General features: G+C 41.4%; 21 protein-coding genes. 20 read left to right on the forward strand and 1 reads right to left on the reverse strand.

The window, feature by feature from the left end:
- Positions 1–86: 86 nt before the first annotated feature.
- Positions 87–827 (reverse strand): DNA-binding protein, encoded by a 741-nt coding sequence (locus J0L60_01075; protein ID MBN8544696.1) that lies wholly within the window; start codon positions 825–827, stop codon positions 87–89.
- A gap of 193 nt (positions 828–1,020) precedes the next feature.
- Here J0L60_01075 and ccsA point away from each other — a divergent pair, with 193 nt between their 5' ends.
- From ccsA to J0L60_01175, 20 genes are all read left to right on the forward strand, one after another.
- Positions 1,021–1,848 (forward strand): cytochrome c biogenesis protein CcsA, encoded by an 828-nt coding sequence (ccsA, locus tag J0L60_01080; GenBank protein ID MBN8544697.1) that lies wholly within the window; start codon positions 1,021–1,023, stop codon positions 1,846–1,848.
- 33 nt (positions 1,849–1,881) lie between these two features.
- Positions 1,882–3,168, forward strand: coding sequence for a glutamyl-tRNA reductase (locus J0L60_01085; protein MBN8544698.1), 1,287 nt, complete (start codon positions 1,882–1,884; stop codon positions 3,166–3,168).
- A gap of 21 nt (positions 3,169–3,189) precedes the next feature.
- Positions 3,190–4,116 (forward strand): hydroxymethylbilane synthase, encoded by a 927-nt coding sequence (hemC, locus tag J0L60_01090; protein ID MBN8544699.1) that lies wholly within the window; start codon positions 3,190–3,192, stop codon positions 4,114–4,116.
- Between the two features lie 2 nt (positions 4,117–4,118).
- Positions 4,119–4,913, forward strand: a complete 795-nt coding sequence (locus J0L60_01095; protein MBN8544700.1) for a uroporphyrinogen-III synthase — start codon at positions 4,119–4,121, stop codon at positions 4,911–4,913.
- Between the two features lie 2 nt (positions 4,914–4,915).
- Positions 4,916–5,956, forward strand: a complete 1,041-nt coding sequence (gene hemE / locus J0L60_01100) for a uroporphyrinogen decarboxylase (GenBank protein MBN8544701.1) — start codon at positions 4,916–4,918, stop codon at positions 5,954–5,956.
- 11 nt (positions 5,957–5,967) lie between these two features.
- Positions 5,968–7,350: an oxygen-independent coproporphyrinogen III oxidase gene (gene hemN, locus J0L60_01105; protein MBN8544702.1), complete on the forward strand. Its 1,383-nt coding sequence runs from the start codon at positions 5,968–5,970 to the stop codon at positions 7,348–7,350.
- A 39-nt stretch (positions 7,351–7,389) separates the two neighbouring features.
- Positions 7,390–8,394 carry a ferrochelatase gene (hemH, locus tag J0L60_01110; GenBank protein ID MBN8544703.1) on the forward strand — a complete coding sequence of 335 codons (1,005 nt, stop codon included), beginning with the start codon at positions 7,390–7,392 and terminating at the stop codon, positions 8,392–8,394.
- A 1-nt stretch (position 8,395) separates the two neighbouring features.
- Positions 8,396–9,772, forward strand: coding sequence for a protoporphyrinogen oxidase (hemG, locus tag J0L60_01115; GenBank protein ID MBN8544704.1), 1,377 nt, complete (start codon positions 8,396–8,398; stop codon positions 9,770–9,772).
- A 74-nt stretch (positions 9,773–9,846) separates the two neighbouring features.
- Positions 9,847–10,992 carry a HAMP domain-containing histidine kinase gene (locus J0L60_01120; protein ID MBN8544705.1) on the forward strand — a complete coding sequence of 382 codons (1,146 nt, stop codon included), beginning with the start codon at positions 9,847–9,849 and terminating at the stop codon, positions 10,990–10,992.
- A gap of 6 nt (positions 10,993–10,998) precedes the next feature.
- Positions 10,999–11,520, forward strand: a complete 522-nt coding sequence (locus J0L60_01125; protein ID MBN8544706.1) for a hypothetical protein — start codon at positions 10,999–11,001, stop codon at positions 11,518–11,520.
- A 32-nt stretch (positions 11,521–11,552) separates the two neighbouring features.
- Positions 11,553–12,062, forward strand: coding sequence for a cobalamin-dependent protein (locus J0L60_01130; GenBank protein MBN8544707.1), 510 nt, complete (start codon positions 11,553–11,555; stop codon positions 12,060–12,062).
- A gap of 14 nt (positions 12,063–12,076) precedes the next feature.
- The gene (locus tag J0L60_01135; protein ID MBN8544708.1) at positions 12,077–13,267 is read left to right on the forward strand and encodes a HAMP domain-containing histidine kinase; all 1,191 of its coding nucleotides are present in this window, start codon (positions 12,077–12,079) and stop codon (positions 13,265–13,267) included.
- Between the two features lies 1 nt (position 13,268).
- Positions 13,269–13,541: a circadian clock KaiB family protein gene (locus tag J0L60_01140; GenBank protein ID MBN8544709.1), complete on the forward strand. Its 273-nt coding sequence runs from the start codon at positions 13,269–13,271 to the stop codon at positions 13,539–13,541.
- Positions 13,542–13,560: 19 nt separating this feature from the next.
- The gene (locus tag J0L60_01145) at positions 13,561–16,296 is read left to right on the forward strand and encodes a response regulator (GenBank protein MBN8544710.1); all 2,736 of its coding nucleotides are present in this window, start codon (positions 13,561–13,563) and stop codon (positions 16,294–16,296) included.
- Between the two features lie 72 nt (positions 16,297–16,368).
- Complete coding sequence (locus tag J0L60_01150) at positions 16,369–16,863, forward strand: MarR family transcriptional regulator (protein ID MBN8544711.1); 495 nt, start codon at positions 16,369–16,371, stop codon at positions 16,861–16,863.
- Positions 16,864–16,938: 75 nt separating this feature from the next.
- Positions 16,939–17,682, forward strand: a complete 744-nt coding sequence (gene fabG / locus J0L60_01155; protein MBN8544712.1) for a 3-oxoacyl-ACP reductase FabG — start codon at positions 16,939–16,941, stop codon at positions 17,680–17,682.
- A gap of 4 nt (positions 17,683–17,686) precedes the next feature.
- Positions 17,687–18,676: a ketoacyl-ACP synthase III gene (locus J0L60_01160; protein MBN8544713.1), complete on the forward strand. Its 990-nt coding sequence runs from the start codon at positions 17,687–17,689 to the stop codon at positions 18,674–18,676.
- Between the two features lie 12 nt (positions 18,677–18,688).
- The gene (locus J0L60_01165; GenBank protein ID MBN8544714.1) at positions 18,689–20,197 is read left to right on the forward strand and encodes a sodium:solute symporter; all 1,509 of its coding nucleotides are present in this window, start codon (positions 18,689–18,691) and stop codon (positions 20,195–20,197) included.
- Positions 20,194–21,702: a long-chain fatty acid--CoA ligase gene (locus tag J0L60_01170; GenBank protein MBN8544715.1), complete on the forward strand. Its 1,509-nt coding sequence runs from the start codon at positions 20,194–20,196 to the stop codon at positions 21,700–21,702. The genes J0L60_01165 and J0L60_01170 overlap by 4 nt, the downstream gene beginning before the upstream one ends.
- 12 nt (positions 21,703–21,714) lie before the next feature.
- Complete coding sequence (locus J0L60_01175) at positions 21,715–22,641, forward strand: hypothetical protein (protein MBN8544716.1); 927 nt, start codon at positions 21,715–21,717, stop codon at positions 22,639–22,641.
- The last annotated feature ends 3 nt before the right edge of the window (positions 22,642–22,644 follow it).

The raw sequence follows: 22,644 nt of genomic DNA on the forward strand, positions 1-22,644 counted from the left end.
AAAAAAAAATAGAGGCTGCCGGATAATGTTACCGTAACAGCCTCATAAAATTCAGATTAAGATTCTACTTAAACTGGGAAACCTGATTATTTTTTCTCGAGAATTTTTGCTTCTTCGATAATCACATCATACTTGTAGCCGGCGCCAAAATCTTTATCGACAGAAACCTTTCCTTCGATGAGAATGGTTTTTCCAACTTCCGGAACTTCACCTGAGGTGATGGTAAGATCGTATTCTTTTCCGGCCGCAGTTCCGTCCTGAATATGAATCCAATTGGTGTTCATAATTCCGGCGTTAACTTTCATTACTTTTCCTCTCAGTTTGACTGATTTGTTTTTCAGCTCATTCTTTTTCGAGAAGACTTCAGCAACGGTAACTCCACCGGGAGCTTTTTCAACTTTTACTGCTTCCTGTGGTGCTGTTTCTTTTTCAGGATGTTTGAAGTCTGCAGGAAGTTCGGTTGCACTTCCGACCTGACCGCCGAACGAAGCTTTGTCTTTGGCAGGATCATTTACGAAAAGGATGCTTTCAAAAGTTTTTCCGGCTTCCTTGCCCTCGAAATTTTTCATTTCCATTGACTGGGTAAAGTAAAGGTTTTCGCCGACTTTTGCGTCCACTTTCTGAACAGCGATCCAGATTTCGCCCGACTCCTCTTTAACTCTCATATATGTATAAGCAGAGGTTTGAATAATTTCAAGAATTTCTCCGCCTCTTACAGCCATTACAGCAGCTTCATTCCCTTTTGTGGGTGTTTTTGGTGTTTCTTTGCCGCCACAGCCTGCAAAAATGAAGGCTATGGTAACTAATGCCAGGATTGTTTTTTTCATTGTACTTCCGGTTCTCTTTTTGGTTATGATATTTAAAAAATTATAAGTTATTTTAGATGCTAAATTAAAAAAATAATTTAAGAAAATGTCCACAAATTTAATAAATGACAGTATAAGAACAAACCCAAATAAAAGGTTTTTTTCGTATATTTGTCAGTACAAATAAATATTTTTTAAGCCCGGCAAACATACAATGCTTGAGACCATTCACCTGCTAAATTATTCTCTCCCGATCCTTTATGCTGTGATATTTTCCGTTTATCTCGTCGATTTTTTCAAAGATAAACCTGTATTGCACAATGTGAAGAGGATATTTTTATTCGTAACACTGATCATACACACTGTATATCTTCTTTTGTGGACTATTCATTTTGACCATCCGCCAATTACAACAAAGTTTGAAATATTCACAGTTTTGGCTTGTTCGGTCGCCTTTTCCTATTTTCTGATCGAGTTGTCTTCAGACATAAGAGCAACCGGTTCTTTCATCATTCTGTTTTCACTCGTTTTTCAAACCATATCGTCACTTTTCATACAGGATTTGGTTGATGTTCCTGCCGTATTAAAGAACAGACTTCTTGGCTTGCATGTAATTTCGGCACTGTTCGGATATGCAGCCATTACCATTTCTGCGGTCTATGCCATTTTGTTTACCGTGCAGTACAAGAAAATCAAACTTAATCAGTTCGGGTTGATATTCAACAGGCTTCCGAGTCTTGAAATGCTCGAAAAACTCGCAGTAAATTCGGTTTTTGTGGGATTTGCTCTTCTTACCATAGCCATACTGATCGGAACGATCTGGTTACCTGTGGCATTTCCGAATTTTAGCCTTCTCGATCCAAAACTCCTCTCTACCGGAGCAGTATGGCTCATATACGGGATTGGAATCGTAACCCGTTTCACAACCGGTCTTTACGGTAAAAAATTCATGATCTACTCGATAACCGGTTTTGTAGCTGCAATCATAGCACTTGGGATCACCGGTATCCTGGGGTCAAGTTTCCATCAATTTAACAAATAAAAATTTTATTCCCGGTTTGACCGGAGATTCAATATGAACCTGATTGGTACTTCAATAAATCATCATACAGCATCCATCGAACAGAGAGAGGCACTTCACCTTTCGAAGAACGAGATAACCGAGTTCATGGATGTCCTCAGAAGAGAATATCTTACTGACGGATTTGTAATATCCACCTGTAACCGAACAGAGATATTCGGGTTACCGGTTGAGAACGACCTGAATATAGCAAAGATTCAGGATGCACTTCTCAATTTTAAAAAAGTGGAGGGGCTGTCGAATAAAAATTTCCTCAACTTTTTCTCATGTGGTGCTGTTAAACATCTGTTTAGTGTCACTTCAGGCATTGATTCTTTGATTCTTGGTGACAGTCAGATACACGGCCAGATGAAAGAGGCTTTCCAACTCGCAATTGACATGAATTTTGCGGGAACGGTAATGAGGAGAATTTTTGATACCGCAGTAAAAGTGGGAAAGAGAAGCATATCCGAAACTGCAATAGGTGAAGGCGCGGTATCAGTGAGTTATGCAGCGATTCAGGTTGTTGAAAAGATTTTTTCCTCTTTTGAAAACAAATCAGCAATCGTGATAGGCGCAGGCGAGACGGGTGAACTGGCGGCAGTTCACTTGAAGGACAAAGGGATCGGAAAAATAGCAATTGCGAACAGAACCCTTTCAAGGGCGGAGGAGCTCGCAAGAAAAGTTTATGGTGAAATAGTCCCGTTCGAAAACCTTAAAGAGAATTTGCACAATTTTGATATAATTGTTTCCGCGACTTCCGCTCCGGGAGTAATTATCAATCTTGATGAGGTTAAGGCGATAGTTAAGAAAAGAAGGGGGACGCCCGTCTGTTTGATGGACCTGGCACTTCCAAGAGACATTGACCCTGCAGTTGCAAAACTTGATGGTGTGTTCTATAATGATATCGATTCCCTTGGGAAGATAATCGATCAGAACATCAAGAGGCGGGAAAAAGAGATTCCTGCAGTAGAGAATATCATTCTTGAGGAGATGCAGAATCTTTTTAGCTGGTACAACACCCTTGAAGTAATACCGACCATTAAAAAAATTCGTGATTTCTTCGAGGATATCAGACAGGAAGAGATTGAAAAAATAAGACACAAAATTCATGAGGATGACCTCAAAAAGCTTGATGACATGACAAAGAGGCTTGTCGGGCGTTTGCTCCACAATCCTACGATCAGGCTAAGACAGGTGGCGGAAAGCGGTCTGAATTATCAGGAAGTAGCGAACTACACTTCCGTTATCTCAAGTCTGTTTGAACCACAAGGCATTAACGAAGAAATCAAAAAAGATTAATAAATAGAGATACTTTTTTTTATGAAAATTAGAATTGGTACAAGACAAAGCAAACTTGCTTTATGGCAGACTGAACATGTAAAATCAGAGTTGATGAGACATCACCCTGGTATCGAAGTGGAAGTAATTCACATAAACACCAAGGGAGACAAGATTCTGGATGTCGCACTCTCAAAAATCGGTGACAAGGGACTTTTTACGAAAGAACTTGAAACAGCACTTCTTGAAGGACAGGTTGACCTCGCTGTTCACTCTCTGAAGGATCTGGAAACAAACATGCCGAAGGGACTCGCTTTGGCTGCAGTTTCAAAAAGACATGATGTAAACGATGTACTGATCGCCCGTGAAAAGGGGACGACAATAGATTCACTCCCTGAAAACGGAACTGTAGCAACAGGATCGCTTAGACGAAGGAGTCAGCTCTTAAATTTAAGACCCGATCTTAAAGTTGCCGAACTTAGGGGAAATGTACCAACCAGAATTCAAAAATTTCTCGACAGCGATTGGGATGCCATTATCCTTGCGAGAGCAGGAGTTGAGAGACTTGGGCTGGAAGAACATATATCCTCAATCATTCCGATTGATTTGATGCTACCCGCAGTCGGTCAGGGTGCACTCGGGCTTCAAACCCGTGAAGATGATGTGGAATCGATGAAAATAGTCGATTGCCTGCATGATAATAATATCTTCGCTGCGGTTTCTGCTGAAAGAGCGTTTCTCCGTCAACTTGAAGGAGGTTGTCAGGTGCCGATCGCCGCTCATGCTATCACTAAACCAAACGGACTTTTCCTGAAGGCGTATATTGGGACAATTGACGGGACACAGGCGATGAGAGGATATGTAAGAGGCAGCAAATTCGAAGCTGAAGAACTCGGCATCGGACTTGCCAAAGACATGTTTGACGATGGTGGGAAAGAAATAATTGCCACAATTGACAGGATTTCCTGATATTGGCTTCCAATCCGGTTGTGAGAAAACCTTTCGTTATTTCGTTCAGGGCTGAATCAGAGTCTGATGAAACACTTGAACTTTTTCAGAAACATGGGTTTGATGGAAGAAACATCCCCCTGATTAGAATGACTCCGGTGATCAATGATTCATCAGTTGATGCAATTGCCAGAACAGGGGAATTTGAGATAATAATCTTCACTTCTGTGCACGCACTTTATTCCACAGTCCAAATAATGGATAAACTTGGAATAAGCCTGTCGGATTTTAAGTCTCTTTCCATAGCATGTGTCGGAGAAAAAACAGCTAAAAAGGTGCTGGAATATTTTCCGGAAAACGAAGTGATAATCCCTGCTACTTTTACTGCTGACGGACTGGTGGATTTTTTGAGCAAGGCGAGCATTGGGAACAAAAAGATTCTTCTGCCTGTGGGTAATCTTTCCAAAGAATCATTGGCAGACAATCTGGAAGCACTCGGGGCTGAAGTGGAAAAAGTTATCGTTTACAAAAATGATCCGCCTTTACAGGATGAATATCAGTCGATCAGGGAGTATCTGACACATTTTGCACCGGACTATTTGATCTTTACCAGTCCCTCAACATTTAAGAATTTTTTAAGGGTGTTTGGTGAATTCGCAGACCAGGCATTAAAAGTGTATCCGGCTTGTGCCATAGGGGATGTAACTGCCGAAGTAATAGAAAAGAGCGGATATCCGGTTTTTCTTGTCCCTTCCGTCTATACTTTGGAAACATTATTGATTGAATTGAAAAATAAAATTTCGGAGAATAAATTTTGAAAATATTTAAGAACGATCTCTTTCTTCGTACCCTGAGAGGGGAAAAAACTGAAAGAACTCCAATCTGGGTGATGAGACAGGCAGGAAGATACCTTCCTGAATACCGGGCTGTCCGTGAGAAAGCCGACTTCATTACCATGTGTAAAACCCCTGAACTTGCTGCTGAAGTGACGATTCAGCCCGTTGATATAATCGGGGTTGATGTTGCCATTATTTTTTCAGACATCCTGGTAATACCTGAAGCGATGGGACTTGAATTTATAATGAATGAGGGGACAGGACCTGTTTTCCCGAGCCCGATAAGAAATGCGGCTGACCTTGCAAGGATCTCGGAATTCGACCCGATTGACAAACTTAAATATGTAATGGATGCTGTTTCCCTTACTGCAAAGGAACTTGACGGCAGGGTGCCGCTTATTGGTTTTTCAGGTGCACCATGGACTCTCCTAACATACATGGTAGAAGGGAAGGGATCCAAGAATTTCAGCAAAATTAAAGAATTTGTTTACAACGAGAGAAAATCAGCTCACAAGATACTCGACATGCTGACAAATGTCATCATAGGGTATCTTAAAGCGAAGGTTGCAGCCGGTGCTGATGCTGTTCAGGTTTTTGATACCTGGGGAAGCATTCTCTCACCATCACAGTTCGAGGAATTTTCGAAGCCATATATTAAAAGAATTGTCGATGAGTTAAAACCTCACGCTCCCGTTATCGTCTTCGCCAAAGGAGTGAATTACAATTTTTCAAAACTTGCAGAACTTGAAGCCGATGGTTACAGTTTCGACTGGACGGTTGACCTTGCAGCGGTCAAAAGAGAAATCGGTGACCGTGCGGTTGTGCAGGGAAACATGGACCCGACAATTCTTTACGCACCGAAACAAACCATAAGAGAAGAAGCGGACAAAATTCTTGCATCCCTTGATTCGGGGCACCGCCACATCTTCAATCTGGGACATGGAATTCTTCCGGATGTAAAACCAGAAAATCTTAAGACTCTTGTTGATTATATTAAGAGCGACAGCCATAAATATCATAACTGATTGGACTTAAAATGTTTGAACTCGATTTTGACATAGACCTTATAAAAAAATATGACCAGCCGGGACCCCGATATACCAGCTACCCGACTGCTCCTCACTTTCACGATGGATTCACTGCTGACAATTATCTCGACGAGATAGTAAGGACGAATACTGCAGCAGTAAAGCCACCCCTTTCACTCTATTATCATCTTCCGTTCTGTGATACACTCTGCTATTTCTGCGGATGTAACATGATTATTACACGGAACAGAGACAGAATAAAAGAGTATATAAAATATGTCAAGAACGAGATCGACCTGCTAAGAACCTATCTTGATGTAGACAGACCTGTAACCCAGTTGCACTGGGGCGGAGGAACACCAACGCACCTTGACCCGGATGAAATATTTGACCTCGTCTCTTATATCAATACTTCCTTCAAGATTGATCCTTCAATCGAAGCCGGATGTGAAATTGACCCGAGAGGTCTCGAGAGAGCCCACCTCGAAGCGTTAAGAAACGGCGGGTTCAACAGGATTTCAATGGGAGTACAGGATTTCACTCCCGAGGTTCAGAAAGCGGTAAACAGAATTCAGCCTGAAAGCATGACCCGGCAGGTGGTTGACTGGGTGAGGGAGCTTGGTTTTTCAAGCATCAATCTTGATCTGATTTACGGTCTTCCGTTCCAGACCAAAGCAGATTTTCTCAAAACTGTAAGAGCGGTCATTGATATTTCTCCCGACAGAATTGCCGTCTTCAATTATGCACATGTCCCCTGGATGAAAAAACATATGGGGCTCATAAAACAGGAAGACCTTCCGAAACCTGAGGAAAAACTCGAGATACTGCAACAGACAATTGAAGAACTTGTGAAGGCAGGTTATGTGTTTATCGGTATGGATCACTTTGCAAAACCAACCGATGAAATGGCGATTGCTCTCAGAGACAAAAAACTTTACAGAAACTTCCAGGGATACAGTACCAATGCCGGTGCCGATCTTTATGCGTTTGGAATTACCAGCATCAGTCAGATCGGAAGAGTGTATGCCCAAAACCTGAAGAAGGAAAAAGAGTATTTTGATGCTCTAAATGATGAAAAACTGCCTGTTCACAAAGGTATCTATCTTACGGACGATGACCTCCTGAGAAGAGAGGTTATCACAAAAGTGATGTGCGACTTTGAACTGCAGTTTTCAAACTTTGAGAAGGAATTCAATATAAATTTCAAAGAATATTTTGCCGGCTCTCTTGAAAACCTGAAAGGGATGGAAGAGGACGGTCTCCTCACAATTAATGAAAACGGACTTCAGGTTTCCAACAAAGGCAGACTTCTTATCAGGAATATTGCCATGAAATTTGACGGTTTCATCGAACGAAAAGAAGACCAGGGAAGATATTCAAGAACGGTATAAGTTAATACATATGATGAAAATGATCAGGAATTGAAAAATATGAACAAGATAGCTGTTGTAATAATGAATCTGGGTGGTCCCGACTCGATGGATGCGATAGAACCATTTCTTCGCAATCTGTTTAGCGATCCCGATATATTTAATCTCCCTTTCGGGCAGAAACTTTTTGCAAAGATTATTTCGAAGAGGAGAGCCCCGAAAGTTGCGGAAGAGTACCATTTGATTGGGGGAAAGTCACCTATCAACGAATGGACCGAACTGCAAAGATCTATGCTTGAAACAAGACTTAGGGAAATATATTCTTCTGAAAGCGGAGAATTATCTTTTTCCATAGATGTATTCACGGCAATGCGTTACTGGAATCCACTCACAGCAGAGACAGCTCAAAAGGTTGCTGCAGGTAACTATGACAAGGTTATCTTGCTCCCTCTCTACCCTCATTACTCAATCACCACGACAGGTTCATCATTCAATGAATGGAAACGGGTGTACAAAGGCGATATGTCCAAGGTTGCATATATCCGAAACTACTACAACCAGCCGCTTTATGTTAAAGCGATCAATGAACGAATCGATGAATGTCTCTTGAGATTCCCCGAAGAACGGAGGAATATGGTGAACATACTTTTCAGTGCACATGGCACACCGGTCAGTCTTGTTAAAAAAGGTGATCCGTACAGCGGTGAAATCAGGAACACCATGGAGACGGTAATGAAACTCAGGAGTTATTCTCACATGTATCATCTTTCGTTTCAGAGTAAAGTAGGTCCTGTAAAATGGCTGGAACCGGCCACAGACGACAAACTAATGGAGCTCGGAAGCAAGGGAGTGAAGGATGTGCTGGTAGTACCGATAAGTTTTGTCTCAGATCATGTAGAGACTTCATTTGAACTGGACATCGAATACCGCCATAATGCTGAAGAAGCAAAAATTGAAAATTACATAGTAATGACCGGATTGAACGACTCCAAGACTTTTGTGGAAGGTCTTGCCGAACTTGTTTTATCCGAACTTACCGGAAAAAAAGAAATATTGAACCCCTGATATGAAAAATATAGTAATACTCGGCGCAGGAATCTCAGGCCTTACAGCCGCACACTGGTTGTTTCGTGATAAAGTGGATTTCACCATACTTGAAGCGGGTGACAAACCGGGCGGAAGTATCAAGACTGAGAAGGAAAATGGCTTTCTGATGGATTTTGGTCCCAACAGCGGACTCGAAACTTCACCCTACATTCGAGAAATGGTCAGCCAGCTTGGGCTGGATGATGAGATGATTTATGCAAGTGAGACCTCAAATAAAAGATACATCCTTAAAAATGATGAACTGATGCCATTGCCAACCAGTCCCGGCGCTTTCCTTAAAACAAGGCTCTTCTCACCAATGGCGAAAATTCGAGTGATGAAAGAACCGTTTGTTGGAAAATCGAAGGATGGCTACAATCAGAGCCTCGCCGAATTTGTTACAAGAAGACTGGGCAGGGAATTTCTTGATTATGCGATCGATCCATTCGTATCGGGTGTTTTTGCGGGGGACGCAGAGAAACTGAGTGTCAAATCAGCCTTTCCGAAGCTCTACCGTCTGGAGGAGCTATATGGCGGACTCATCAAAGGTGTGATAAAAGGCGCAAGAGAGCGGAAACAGGCAAAAGCCCGCAATGAAGAGTCGAAACAGAGTGCGAAAATGTTCTCTTTCCGTTCGGGGATGGGGATTCTTCCTGACACAATAGCTGCACAATTTCCTGACAGAATTAACTACAACTGTAAAGTTTCTAAGGTGACTAAAGAGGAGAACGGATATTCCGTTACCTACGAGAAGAACGGTACCACTCACACTATCAAATGCGACATACTCCTCTCGACTCTTCCAGCACATGTCTCTGCAGATGTGTTTGCCGATTTTGATCAGAATCTTTCATCTCATTTCAGAGAGATCTACCATCCACCTGTAAAAGTACTCTTCGTCGCTTTCAAAAAGAGTGAAATCAGGACTCCTCTTGACGGATTTGGGTTTCTGATTCCGAGCAAGGAGAAGAAGATATTTCTTGGTGCCATCTGGAGTTCTGTAATTTTTGAAAACAGATGCAATTCGAATCTTGCTGCCTTCACTGTTTTTATTGGTGGTGCCAAGAACTTTGATGTGTTCAGACGCTTTGGTAAAGAAATCGAATCGAAAGTGATTGAGGAGTTACGCCACATCATGAAAATTTCCGGAGAACCCGTATTCTCCAAATCCAGGATGTGGGATAAAGCGATACCTCAGTATAACCTTGGATATTACCTTCACGATATCTATTTCAATAAAATTGAAACGGAAAACCCCGGACTGTTATTTTCAGGTAATTTCAGGGAAGGTATTTCAATCGGTGATTGCTTTAAAAACTCAAAACCAGCAGCGGAAAAGGTAAAAAAATACTTATAGTCTCTGAAAATGCTTGAATATTAGTTAAAATTATTTTAACTTGAAGTAGAGATAATTTAAATAACGAGACAATTATGAGTACCGCACTCAAAACATCGTTCGCTCCTCCCGAACGAACCCCAGATCACATACTTCTGGCTCAAATTAATAAAATTGAGTCTCATTCAGATATAACTTCTGTATTGCACGCCATCCCCGAATTTGTCATGATACTAAATAAAGAGCGGGAAATAGTCTTTGCAAATAAGAGCCTGCTGAAGTACCTTGCTGCCGAAGACGATTTTTTGAAAAGGGGCTTCAGACCCGGTGAGGCGATTAATTGCCAGCATGCTTTCGAGAATGAAGCAGGATGTGGAACATCTGAATTTTGCAAAACCTGCGGGGCGGTTATATCCATTCTCAATTCACAGAGCGGGCAGTATGAAGATGTTCAGGAATGCAGGATTATTCAAGGTGACGGGTGTACAGCGCTTGACTTGCGTGTGAAATCGACTCGACTTTCGCTTGAGGGAGAGGATTTTACAGTATTCACTGTTGCTGACATTTCCAATGAAAAGAGGCGACAGGCTCTCGAAAGAATTTTCTTTCACGACATACTCAACACTGCCGGCGGTATTTTAGGTTACACTCAGATTCTCAGGGAAGCCGAACCGGATGAACTTGAAATCTTCAGTGAAAGCATTGAAGAACTGTCCAATCGTCTCATCGAAGAAATACAGGCTCAAAAACAGCTTATTGCTGCTGAAGGTGGACAACTCGACATCCGGCCCGTAAAATTCAGCAGTGCCAGGATGGTTCAGGAGACAATCGAGTTATACAAAAATCATGTTGTTGCAGAAGGGAAATCACTTGTTCCGGGTGAAATGACTGACATTGAGGTTGTCAATGATCGAAGTCTGCTTGGGAGAGTTCTTGGAAACATGGTAAAAAATGCCCTTGAAGCGGATCCTGCCGGTTCTGTGATAACAGTTTCGTGTGTGGAAAAAGAGGAAAGAATAATTTTTTCCGTTAATAATCGTTCTTTTATGCCGAGCATCGTACAACTTCAGATTTTTAACCGTTCTTTTTCGAGCAAGGGAAAAGGAAGAGGACTTGGAACTTACAGCATGAAGCTTCTTTCTGAAAAATATTTACAGGGAAAAGTCTATTTTGAATCGTCAAGTGAAAAGGGCACAACTTTTTATGCCGAGTATCCTACAGCAATAAAACAGACTGAGTAATCCGAAATGAAAGAACATTTGAATCAAATCGGCAGGAAACTCGAGGAAAACAAAAAAATAATTTCCCGGATGGTATTGGACAACCATTTTGAGGTATCTCCATCTTTCAAGAGCAGCTACACTCAGAGGCACATCGATCTTTATCTGCAGGACTGCGAATACAAGCTCAGCTATCTCGCAGAAGCTGTCAGACTTTCCCAGCCCGAATTGTTTATCGAGTACATGAGATGGGCAAAAATATTTTTCTCCTCTCTATATATTGTAAATGACGAGTCGTATCGTTTTTTCGACCTGTTGCGGGAGAATTTGAAGAAATTTCTGTCCGAAGAGGAATTTCCGGTGACAGCTACAGTTTTCGACGATGGTGTTGCTGCATTCAGAAAGAATTTGTCTGCTGAATTCAGTTATTTTAGTGAAGAAAATCCTCTTAAGGAAAAAGCTGCTGAATATCTCGACTATCTATTAAAAGGGGACAGAAGATCGGCGATGAACATTGTTATGAACATGTATCATTCGGGCCACCCATAAAAGATATCTATCTGAATGTTTTTCAACCGGCAATGCTTGAGACGGGACTTCTTTGGCAGAAGGGCAAAATAACCGTAACCCATGAGCATTTTGTAACAGCCGCGACCCAACTTATAATGTCTCAACTTTATCCTTTTCTCTTCAATTATGACAATTTAATCAACAGAAATATTGTCGTCAGTTGTGTAGCCAACGAACTCCATGAAATTGGTGCGAGAATGGTCGCTGATTTTTTTGAAATGGAGGGATGGAGCAGTTACTATTTTGGTGCGAATACCCCGGTTGACAGCATTCTCAGGGCACTTGAGAACCACAATGCCAAAGTGCTCGCAATCTCTGCGACAATGACCTACCATATAAAAGATGTTGAGAATTTTATTATCAAAGTAAAAAACACCCCCGGATTTGAGAATATAAAGATTCTTGTCGGAGGTTATCCATTTAAGATCGCAAAAAATCTTTGGAAAGAAATCGGTGCCGATGGCTTCGCAGAAGATGCAAAAGGTGCCATCGAATTAGCTAACGGCTTTGTTCTGAACTAAAAGAAACAGACATTATGGAAAATACCGGACTTGTACTCACTTGTGATATTTCCGGACGGGTTTTATCGGTAGAGATAAACAATACCGGATTTGAAAACGATCGTTTTGTTGACCGGCTTCTAATCGATATATTTTCGAACGAGGATATCTCCAAAGTCCTAGAGTTTTTCGTTGAAACCAAATCTGTTGGTGCATCCTTCAGTAAACAGCTATCCATTATTAGTGGAGAAAAAACAGCCAAGTTTTTTTTCAGTTCGGTGAAGATCGACAACAAAATCATTATCCTGGGAACAAATCACAGGGCAAACTTTGATGACATGATGTCTCAGATGATGTCGATAAATAACGACCAAACCAATATGCTCCGTCAGTTGTTTAAGGCACAGTTGGCCCCCGAGGATAAAAAGGAACGGGTAATAGAGACTGTCCTTTATGAAGAATTGAGCAGAGTGAATAACGATCTGGTTAATATTCAGAGAGAACTTGCCAAGAAAAACCATGAACTCGAGGCTCTGAATAAATTAAAAAATCAGTTTTTGGGCATGGCTGCTCACGATTTACGCAATCCACTCGGGGTTATCATGAATCTTTCAGAATTTATTCTGGAGGAAAAAGAAAAACTCTCAGAGGAAGCAGTCAGTTTTTTGGAAAAAATTGATTCTTTGTCGCGGTTCATGCTCAATATGGTGACCGAGTTGCTGGATATCTCCAGTATAGAGTCAGGACAGATGAATTTGAACAAAACCCGGTTTGATCTTGTACAACTTGTAAGGGATTCAGTGAATCTGAATAAATCGCTTGCAGAAAAAAAGAATATCTTCATAAATTTTATCTCCTCGGAGCAATCACTTCAACTATACGCAGATCTGAACAAGATCGATCAGGTAATCACCAACCTTTTAACAAACGCTGTAAAATACTCAAACCAAAACACCACCACAGTAGTTGCTATTATGAGAGACCTGAACAAAGCGAGACTGGTGGTAAAAGATCAGGGGCAGGGGATTCCTTCGAATGAAATTGTAAAACTTTTCAAACCTTTTGCCAAAACGAGTGTGAAAAGTACCGGGGGTGAAAAAAGTACCGGATTGGGATTGATGATCGTAAAGAAAATAGTTGAAGGTCACGGCGGCACAATTTCAGTGGAAAGTGAAGTAGGAACAGGATCGACTTTTACCGTGGAATTACCCCTGGCAGAGGAATAGAATGAGGAAATATCAATTAAAACTTTACATAACCGGTAAAACCACCCGCTCGGAACAGGCAGTATCAAATCTGAAAAACCTTTGTAAATCAAAATTTAATGATGAATATGAACTTCTTATCATAGATGTTTTGGACAGTCCTGAACTTGCCGAGCAGGATCAGGTGCTTGCAACTCCGACACTGATAAAAATTCTTCCTCTTCCCGTAAGAAGGATTATTGGTGATCTCACAGATACTCAAAAGGTATTACTCGGACTTGAAATAAAAGTGTAAATTGAAATTAGAAACAGAAATGAAGAACGAAGCTATCTCGGTACTGATTGTTGACGATAATCCTGATTTAATTCAGAGTCAGGAATATACTCTCAAGAAGGCAGGATTTAGAACATTCACTGCGGTTGGGGGAAAAGATGGTTTGAGAATGGCTCAGAGTATCTTCCCCGATATCATTTTGCTCGACATCGAAATGCCGGATCTCTCAGGCATTGAGCTCCTCAAAATCCTAAAAGCGGATACCCTTACCAATAACATATTTGTAATATTGATAACCGCATACCTTAAAGAAAGCGACCATCAGGTCGAAGGACTTGAATCAGGTGCCGATGCATATCTAACCCGTCCGCTCCCCGCCAAGCTCTTCCTCGCACAGTTCCAGGTTTACGCCGATCATGTGATGGCTCTAAATCTTGTCAAAAAATCGGAAGCAAAATTAAACAAGGTAATTCAGCAAAATCCTGATCCGATGCTTGTAGTCAATCAGGATGGGATTATCATCTTTTCGAATCCGGCGGCTGAAGAGATGTTCAGGTTAAAGACTTCACTGATTGGAAGAGAATTCGGATTCCCGGTAGTAACCGGCACCAAATCAATAATCAATCTTTTGACCGGTACCAATGAAATCAAAACCGGTGAATTGAGAGTCACCCCCATTGAATTTGATCTCAGACAGTCATACCTGTGCTCGATAAGAGATGTTTCTCATCTTATCCGTTACGAGAATGAACTTGAAAAACTTAACAGGTTATACAGAGTTCTGAGCATGGTAAACAGAAGTCTGATGACTATCGAAGAGGAAACGGTTCTGATACAAACGATTGGTTCCATTTTCCTTGAAACTGCCGAATTTGATCTTGTAACCCTTCTCCTGTGTCCCTGTCATTTCAAGACAGCAGAGCCGGAAAAATTTGTTTTTGGTAATGATCAAAAAAGAATCCCTGAATCAGATCTTTTTATTTACCTGGATGAGCCGATGGTAAGAGAGAATATTCTTACTCACAAGAAGCAATTGATTTTTAATTCGATCAAAAATTCTGTCATCAATCAGTATGAACTCCGTTCCCTTGGTATTTTCCCGGTGGTTGTTAATGAAGAAGTAAGATTTATTCTTCAACTCTTTTCGAAAGAGCCCGGTTTTTTTGATAAAAGCGAGATAGACCTGATAAATGAGATATCGGGTGATATTTCCTTTGTGCTCAAACATGTAGAGAGCGAAAGAATCCGAAAAGAAGACGAGCAGCAACTCGCAGCACAGAAGGAGCTGTTTGAGAGGATAATCAACACTATTCCAGTTATGATTACCCGGTTTGACCCGAAAACTAATGTAACAATGGTCAATGCCGAGTTTGAAAAGAAGACGGGTTATTCGAACGATCTGATCAACAGGATTAATCTGATGGAGGAGGCATATCCCGATGAAGGAGAAAGACAACGGGCTGCTGATTATATGCTTCGGGCAGAAATTGCATGGGAAGAATTCCGTGTGAGAAAACATGACGGTGGATATCTTGATTCAATCTGGTCAAACATCCGGTTGTCAAGCGGTCTCCTGATCGGAATTGGAATCGATCTTACCGACAAAAAACTGATCGAATCGACAATAAAGTATGCACAAATAAAAGGAGAGGAGCTGAGCAGAATCAAAGCCAATCTGATGGCTAACATGAGCCATGAGCTCAGAACTCCAATGATAGGTATACTTGGATATGCAGAGATTCTGGAAGAAGTTGCCACGGACTCTGAAATTCTCGAGATGGCAAAAATTATAAATTCGGGAGCTCAAAGATTAATCGAGACTCTGAATTTGATTCTTGATTATTCAAGACTTGAAGCGGAAAAGCAATCTTTCGATTTGTTCGATTTTGATCTGTTGACCCTTGCACAAGAAGTAATCCGACTGAACGATAAAACTGCAAAGAAAAAGAACCTGTCAGTCGAGTTAAAATCTGATCACAAACAGGTTACAGTCTACTCGGATGAGAGAGCATTCTTTCAAATATTTAACAATATAATCAGCAATGCTCTTAAATATACACTTAACGGAAGTGTGACCATCTCAATTTCTGTTGTGGACGAGGATGAAACCGAATTTGTAGAGATTGCAATTGCAGACACCGGAATCGGGATAAAACCGGAAAATCTGAATCTGATCTGGCAGGAATTCAGACAGGTTAGTGAGGGGATGGGGCGTAATTTTGAAGGAACAGGCCTCGGCTTGACCATAACAAAGAAACTTTGTGATCTCCTCGGAGTGAAAATTCGAGTTGAAAGCAAAGAAAATATTGGAACGACATTTCTGTTGAAATTACCGAAGTCAACCTCGACCAAAAAAAGAAAAACAGTAACCCGCACTTCAGTTGAGGAATTAACGGTTTCTTCCGACAAGTTGGCTACACTTCTGTATGTTGACGATGAAGATACACCTTTTGAAATAGTGTCGATGCATCTTGCAAAAATTTGTAAAGTACAGCATGCCAGAAATGGAGAAGAGGCATTAAGACTTTTGGAAGGGGATGAAAAATTTGCTGCCATCCTCATGGATATAAACCTCAGGGAAGGTCTGGATGGCGTGGAACTTACAAGACTTATTCGTAAGATTCCCCGGTTTGCTCTTTTGCCGATCGTTGCCATCACAGCATTTGCGATGCCGGGTGACAGGGAAATTTTCCTGAGTGAGGGGTGCACCGACTATATTGCCAAGCCGTTTAAGCGTGACAGTCTCATCCATACGATAAAAAAGTACATCGTCTGATTTTTTTCTTGCACAGGAATTATCTTTTGCTTAATTTTAATCGTTTCAAATTTTTGAAATGTTAAAAACTCAATGATAGAAAACGAACAGATAAAAAATGATATGATTCGTCGCTTTGGCGATGCCTACAAGGCTTTCGGCTTGAACAAGCTGATGGGTCATATAGTAGCTTTGCTAATATTCAGTCCGCAACCTGTTTCTCTCGACGATATTTGCGATCAACTCGGCAGAAGCAAGGGCCCCGTCAGCCAGATTCTCAGGCGACTTCGCGACAAAAAGCTGATCAGGAAAGCCTGGGTAGCTGAAAACAACAGAAAAGATTATTACGAGATCGAACCCGAAATATTCGAGAACGCATTTCTTAATAATTTTGATCTTATCCGGAATAATACAAGAATCGCAGGTATTCTGAGAGATATGGCAAAGGATGCGGATCTCGAGAAAAACAGTGTTACCGCTAGACGGCTTGAAGAGATGGAAAGATTTTACAAATTGATGGAAATTCATTATTTGAATTTTCAAACCGAGTGGGAAGAAGAGAGAAAAAGACTCTACTCTGAATATTAAATGAAAAATATTCATGGAAGGTTGCGCTCTTTTCGTTTTAAATTTTTCAAACGATAAAAATGGAGATTAAAAAATATGAAAAGACTTGAAAACAAAGTTGCAATCGTCACCGGTGGCGCAAGAGGCATCGGGAAAGCAGCAGTTCTGAGATTTGCTGAAGAAGGCGCAGCCGTTGCAATTTGGGATGTAAATGAAGAACTTGGAAATGAACTTGTGTCTTCCCTTACTAATGAGGGTAAAAAGGCTCTGTTTGTAAAGGTGGATGTGACAGACTTCAATTCAACAACCGAAGCTGCCGCAAAAACAGTTGAGACTCTCGGGACCATTGACATCCTTGTTAACAATGCCGGAATCACCCGTGATGCGAGTCTCGCCAAAATGACACCCGAACAGTGGAAGATGGTAATTGATGTAAATTTGACCGGTGTTTTCAACTGCACAAAGTCAGTCATGAATGTAATGATTGAAAAAGGATCGGGCAAAATCATCAACACTTCGTCTGTTGTCGGTCTCTACGGAAATTTTGGTCAGACAAACTATGTAGCCACAAAATCAGGAGTTATCGGGATGACAAAGGTTTGGGCAAGAGAGCTTGGCAGAAAAGGAATATGTGTTAATGCTGTAGCTCCCGGATTCATAGCCACCGAGATGGTGGGTACAATTCCTGAAAAAGTAATTAACATGCTTGTTGAAAAAACTCCACTCGGAAGGCTTGGTGCCCCTGAAGATATTGCAAACGCATATCTTTTCCTCGCTTCTAATGAATCCAATTATGTAAATGGAACCGTCCTTAGTGTCGACGGTGGACTGGTGATGTAAGAAGATGATCAGAAAAGCCAGAATTGCAGGTATTGGTGCCTTTGCACCGGAAAAAGTGGTGACGAATCAATTTTTCAACGATATTCTCGGAGAAGATGTCGACACCTGGTTGAGAGAAAACCTTACGATCAGAGAACGCAGATGGTGTTCGGAGAATGAGTCCACAGCCGATCTTTGCGAAAAAGCGGCTCTGGAAGCAATCAAGGATGCCGGGATTTTACCGGCTGACATTAATCTGATAATAATTGCGACAGACACTCCCGAATTCGTGTCACCGTCCACAGCATCAATCATTCAACACAGAATTGGTGCCGTCAATGCCGGAACATTCGACATTAATACCGCTTGTGCGGGTTTTGTTACAGCTTTAAATACTGCAGCAAAATTTGTTGCCGGGGACCCGGATTGCAATACCGTTCTTGTGATTGGCGGGTATGCAATGAGTAAATTCCTTGATTTACATGATAAAAAAACTGTAACCCTTTTTGCCGATGGTGCCGGAGCGGTTGTCCTGACATCTTCAAACGATGGTGAAGGTTTCCTTAACGGAGAACTTTTCTCGGACGGGCAATACAACGAGTGGATGGGAATTTATGCCGGTGGAACTAAATATCCGTTAACTTCTGAAGTCCTGGAAAATAAGGATCACCTGCTTAAATTTGTGAAAAAATTCCCAAAAGAGCTGAATCCTGAAATCTGGACAAAGATGGTTTTAAAAGCGTGTCAAAAGGAAGGAATTTCTGCGGATAAAGTTGACAGATATTTCTTTACTCAGATCAATATCAATTCAATCTGGCAGACACTCGACAATCTGGGCGTGTCACGAGACAAAGGTGAAGTTATAATGTCGACCTACGGCTATACTGGTTCTGCATGTATTCCGATGGCTTTGAATGAAGCGTACAAATCGGGCAGAATTAAAAGGGGCGACTATCTGATGTTCGTTGGCTCAGGTGGCGGTCTTGCATTTGCGTCAGCTTTGGTAAAATTCTAAAGGAGAAACGAAATGGGACTTGCCTCAAGTGAACTTGTAACTGCGGGTTGGGTTTTAATATCGGCTTATATCGCTGTGACTCTTTTCTTTGTAATCAGAGGTGCGCTCAAAGTCAAATCGATGGATGACTATGCAGTTGGAAGTGTAAATTTCCCTCCATGGACTGTCGGGTTTGCACTTGCTGCCTCGATGACAAGCGCTGCTACTTTCGTTATTAATCCCGGTCTTGTGGCGACATATGGTATCAGCGGATTTATTTCTTACGGACTGGTTTATCCGGCGGCTGCTATAATTTCGCTGATTGTCCTGACGATTGGATTTAGAAAATTTGGCTCCTCAGTTAAGGCGGGTACACTCGCACAGTGGATGGGTAAGAAGTATGAAAGCAAGGGATTCGGACTCTATTTTGCAGTTTTATCACTTCTGCTCCTGACTTTTATTGTGCTGATAGCAGTCGGACTCACAAAAGTGATTGCTAAAACACTTGATGTACCCGAAATATATGTTCTCATTGGAACAGTAATATTTGTCTTTGGTTATATGATGTTTGGTGGTGCCAATTCGATGGTCTATACCAATACCGTCCAGGCAATAATAATGCTGTTTGTGGCATTTATCATGCTCGGATCAGGTTATCATTATTTCAATGATGGAATAGGCGGTTTCATAGACAAACTTGGAAACATCGACGGAAAACTGGTTCAGGTCTATAACGAGTCAAGTTTTCTTTTCAGGGATTTCTTCGAGATATTTATCGCACAAATTGTGATCGGGGCTGCGATAGTATGCCAACCCCACATAATTACAAAATCATTGTTGATAAAAGATCCGAAAGGGGTGAAAGCTTATCTGATAAGTGGTGCAATTGCCCAGGGGATATTTTTCCTCGTTGTATTTGTCGGACTTTACGCCAGGTTACAGTTCCCTGAACTGAAAGCAGGAGAGATTGCCCTGAAAACCGACGGTATTATTCCTGCCTATGTAGTAACAGTTTTCCCGGTTTTTGTTTCGTTGTTTGTGGTTTTAGGACTGATTTCTGCCGGAATTTCCACACTTGAGGGACTGATTCAGTCACTTTCAAGTACAATAACACAGGATATTCTGAAGCCTTTTGTGATCGACAAATACTTCAAGTCTGAACCTGACCAAAGAAAGATGATCCTAATAAACAGGGGAGTAATAGCAATCCTCGCAGTTGTCTCAATATTGCTGACATATGATCAGTTAATTAACCCGAAATTGAGTGTTGCCATTTTTGCACAAAATGGCGTCTATGCTTATTTTTCAGCGGCATTTGTGCCGATTATTTTCGGTATGTTTGTCAAAAATGTTAACAGAACCGGTGTGATGGTTGCATCTGTGGCAGCAGTCGCAGTTCATTTTACAATGTATTATGGCAAGATTGCTGTTCCATTCACTGTTGCCACAGGAGAGAATCCGGGAGTGGCTGCTGCTGTAGCGATTATTATTTCATGTTTGCTGGCACTTCTGTTTCAAAAATTGCCGGGAGGAAAGAAATGAAAGAGTTTTTGGAAACCGACTGGTGCGGTAAATGGGCGACATATTCGCCCGATAAATTTTTCCTTAGGGAGCATTCGACAGGGAAGGAATGGAACTACTACGATTTCAACTGTCGTGCAAACGCACTTGCCAACTGGTTCATTTATGATCTCAAACTCGAAAAAGGAGACAGGATCGCTGTTTACTCGAAAAACAGAGCAGAATTTATACTGCTTTTTGTTGCCTGTGTAAAAGCCGGAATGATACTCGTTCCGTTAAATTTCAGACTTACTCCGAGAGAGCTTGATACTCTTATTTACGATGCGGAACCATCGGTTTTTATCCATGAGTCGGTTTTTTCCGGTGAAGTAAAAGCACTTACGACTCTCGAACCGATTCCACATAAAATTGAAATGGAAAGCATAAACACATTTTTGACGGATGAATTTTCAGATACAAAATTGCAGTTCAAAAATGTCGCTGACTTTGAAGACCCGGTAATGATCCTTTATACAGCCGGGACAACCGGCCTTTCAAAAGGAGTCATAATCACAAATAAACAACTTTTCTGGAATGCGGTTAATACTGTCCTGCGGTTAAATCTGACGCATACGGATCATACACAAAGCTACGCTCCGTTTTTCCATACAGGCGGGTGGAATGTTCTCTTAACTCCGTTCCTTTTTGTCGGTGGATCACATACATTATTAAATTCTTTCGAACCTGATACTATTCTCGATCTGATGGAGAAGGAAAAGACAACTCTTCTTTTTGGTGTTCCGACAATGCTTCAGATGTTATCTGATTCTCCACGCTTCGAGGAAACTGACCTGAGTTCAGTGAGATTTGCCATTGTTGGCGGTGCGCCGATGCCGATTCCTCTGATAAATCTTTGGCACAAAAAAGGAATTCCGATCAGACAGGGTTTCGGTCTTACCGAAGTGGGTCCAAATTGTTTTTCACTACATCACGATCATGCGATAAGTAAAAAAGGTTCAATAGGATTTCCAAATACCTATATTCAGGCAAAAATTGTTGATGAACAAGGAAATGAACTCCCGATTGATACTCCCGGGGAACTGTGGCTGAAATCACCTGTAGTTACTCAAGGCTATTGGCGAAAACCGAAGCAAACCGCTGAGGCAATCACCGATGGATGGTTTCATACAGGAGACATTCTGTTAAAAGACTCCGACGGATTCTTTTTTGTGGTTGACCGGAAGAAAAACATGTATATAAGCGGCGGTGAGAATGTATATCCATCAGAGGTTGAAAAATATCTTTATCAGAATCCTGCAATAAAAGAATGTGCCGTCATTGGTGTTCCGGATGAAAGATGGGGTGAAACAGGGAAAGCCTTTATCGTTCTTAATCAGGATCATAAATTATCCGCTGAAGACATTATCAGCTACTGCAAACAGGGACTTGCAAAATATAAAATTCCTAAACACATTGAATTCCTCCAGGCTCTCCCCAAAAACGAGGCAGGGAAAATAAACCGACAACAATTAACCAACCAAAAATAACCGGAGAAAAACATGAAAAAGCTCTTTTCACTCTCAATCCTTTTCCTCGCAATCATGCTGACAGGTTGCAACAAAGACGAAAATCCAGTAGTACCACCAACACCAACCGTTGATCCCCTCGTTGGAACATGGGTTTCTGAAGGTACCGATGTGGCTCCCGGACTCGTTTCTGTTTCAAAAACAAAAAGAGTTGTAGCCACCTTCAACGCAAACAAAACCTACAAAGTGGTTTCAACCGACTCTTCAAATGTACAGGTAACATTCGAAGGTACATGGACTTATACGGATAATACCGGTTCGACCATTAAGACCATTACTCTTGCTCAGACAGTTCCAACTTCACTTACATCAACGGGTATTTTCGAAGTCAGCACAAGCGGTAACCTTACTTATGAAGTAATTCAAACAAATCCTGCAATTACAGGTTTTACTGCTCCAACGGCAGCCGAAGGATTTGGATCAACAAAATACAACGGTATTAAACTTGGTGCAACATGGACACAGAAATATGTTCCACAGGCTCCCGTAACCGAACCACTTATTGGTACATGGCTTTCGGAAGGTGCAAATGTGGCTCCAGGACTTAAGACAGTTTCCAAAACCAAGAAAATTGACGCTACTTTCAATGCAAATGGTACATATAAAGTAATCTCAACAGACTCATCAAATGTACAGGTTACATTTGAAGGTACATACTCAACCAAAGCAGTTGCCAACATGTCTATCAGAGAAATCACCCTGAACCAGACAGTTCCATCAGCTCTTACATCCACCGGTATCTACAGAGTAAATACAGCAGGACTCTGGTATGAAGTTATTCAGACCACCCCTGCGATCACAGGTTTCACAGCCCCGACAGCAGCAGAAGGATTTGGCAGCACCAAATATAATGGTTTTGCTCTTGGTGTTACCTGGATCCAAAAATATGTAAAAAACTAAACA

The sequence above is a fragment of the Ignavibacteria bacterium genome (assembly GCA_017302895.1).
Lineage (GTDB): Bacteria > Bacteroidota > Ignavibacteria > Ignavibacteriales > Ignavibacteriaceae > UTCHB3.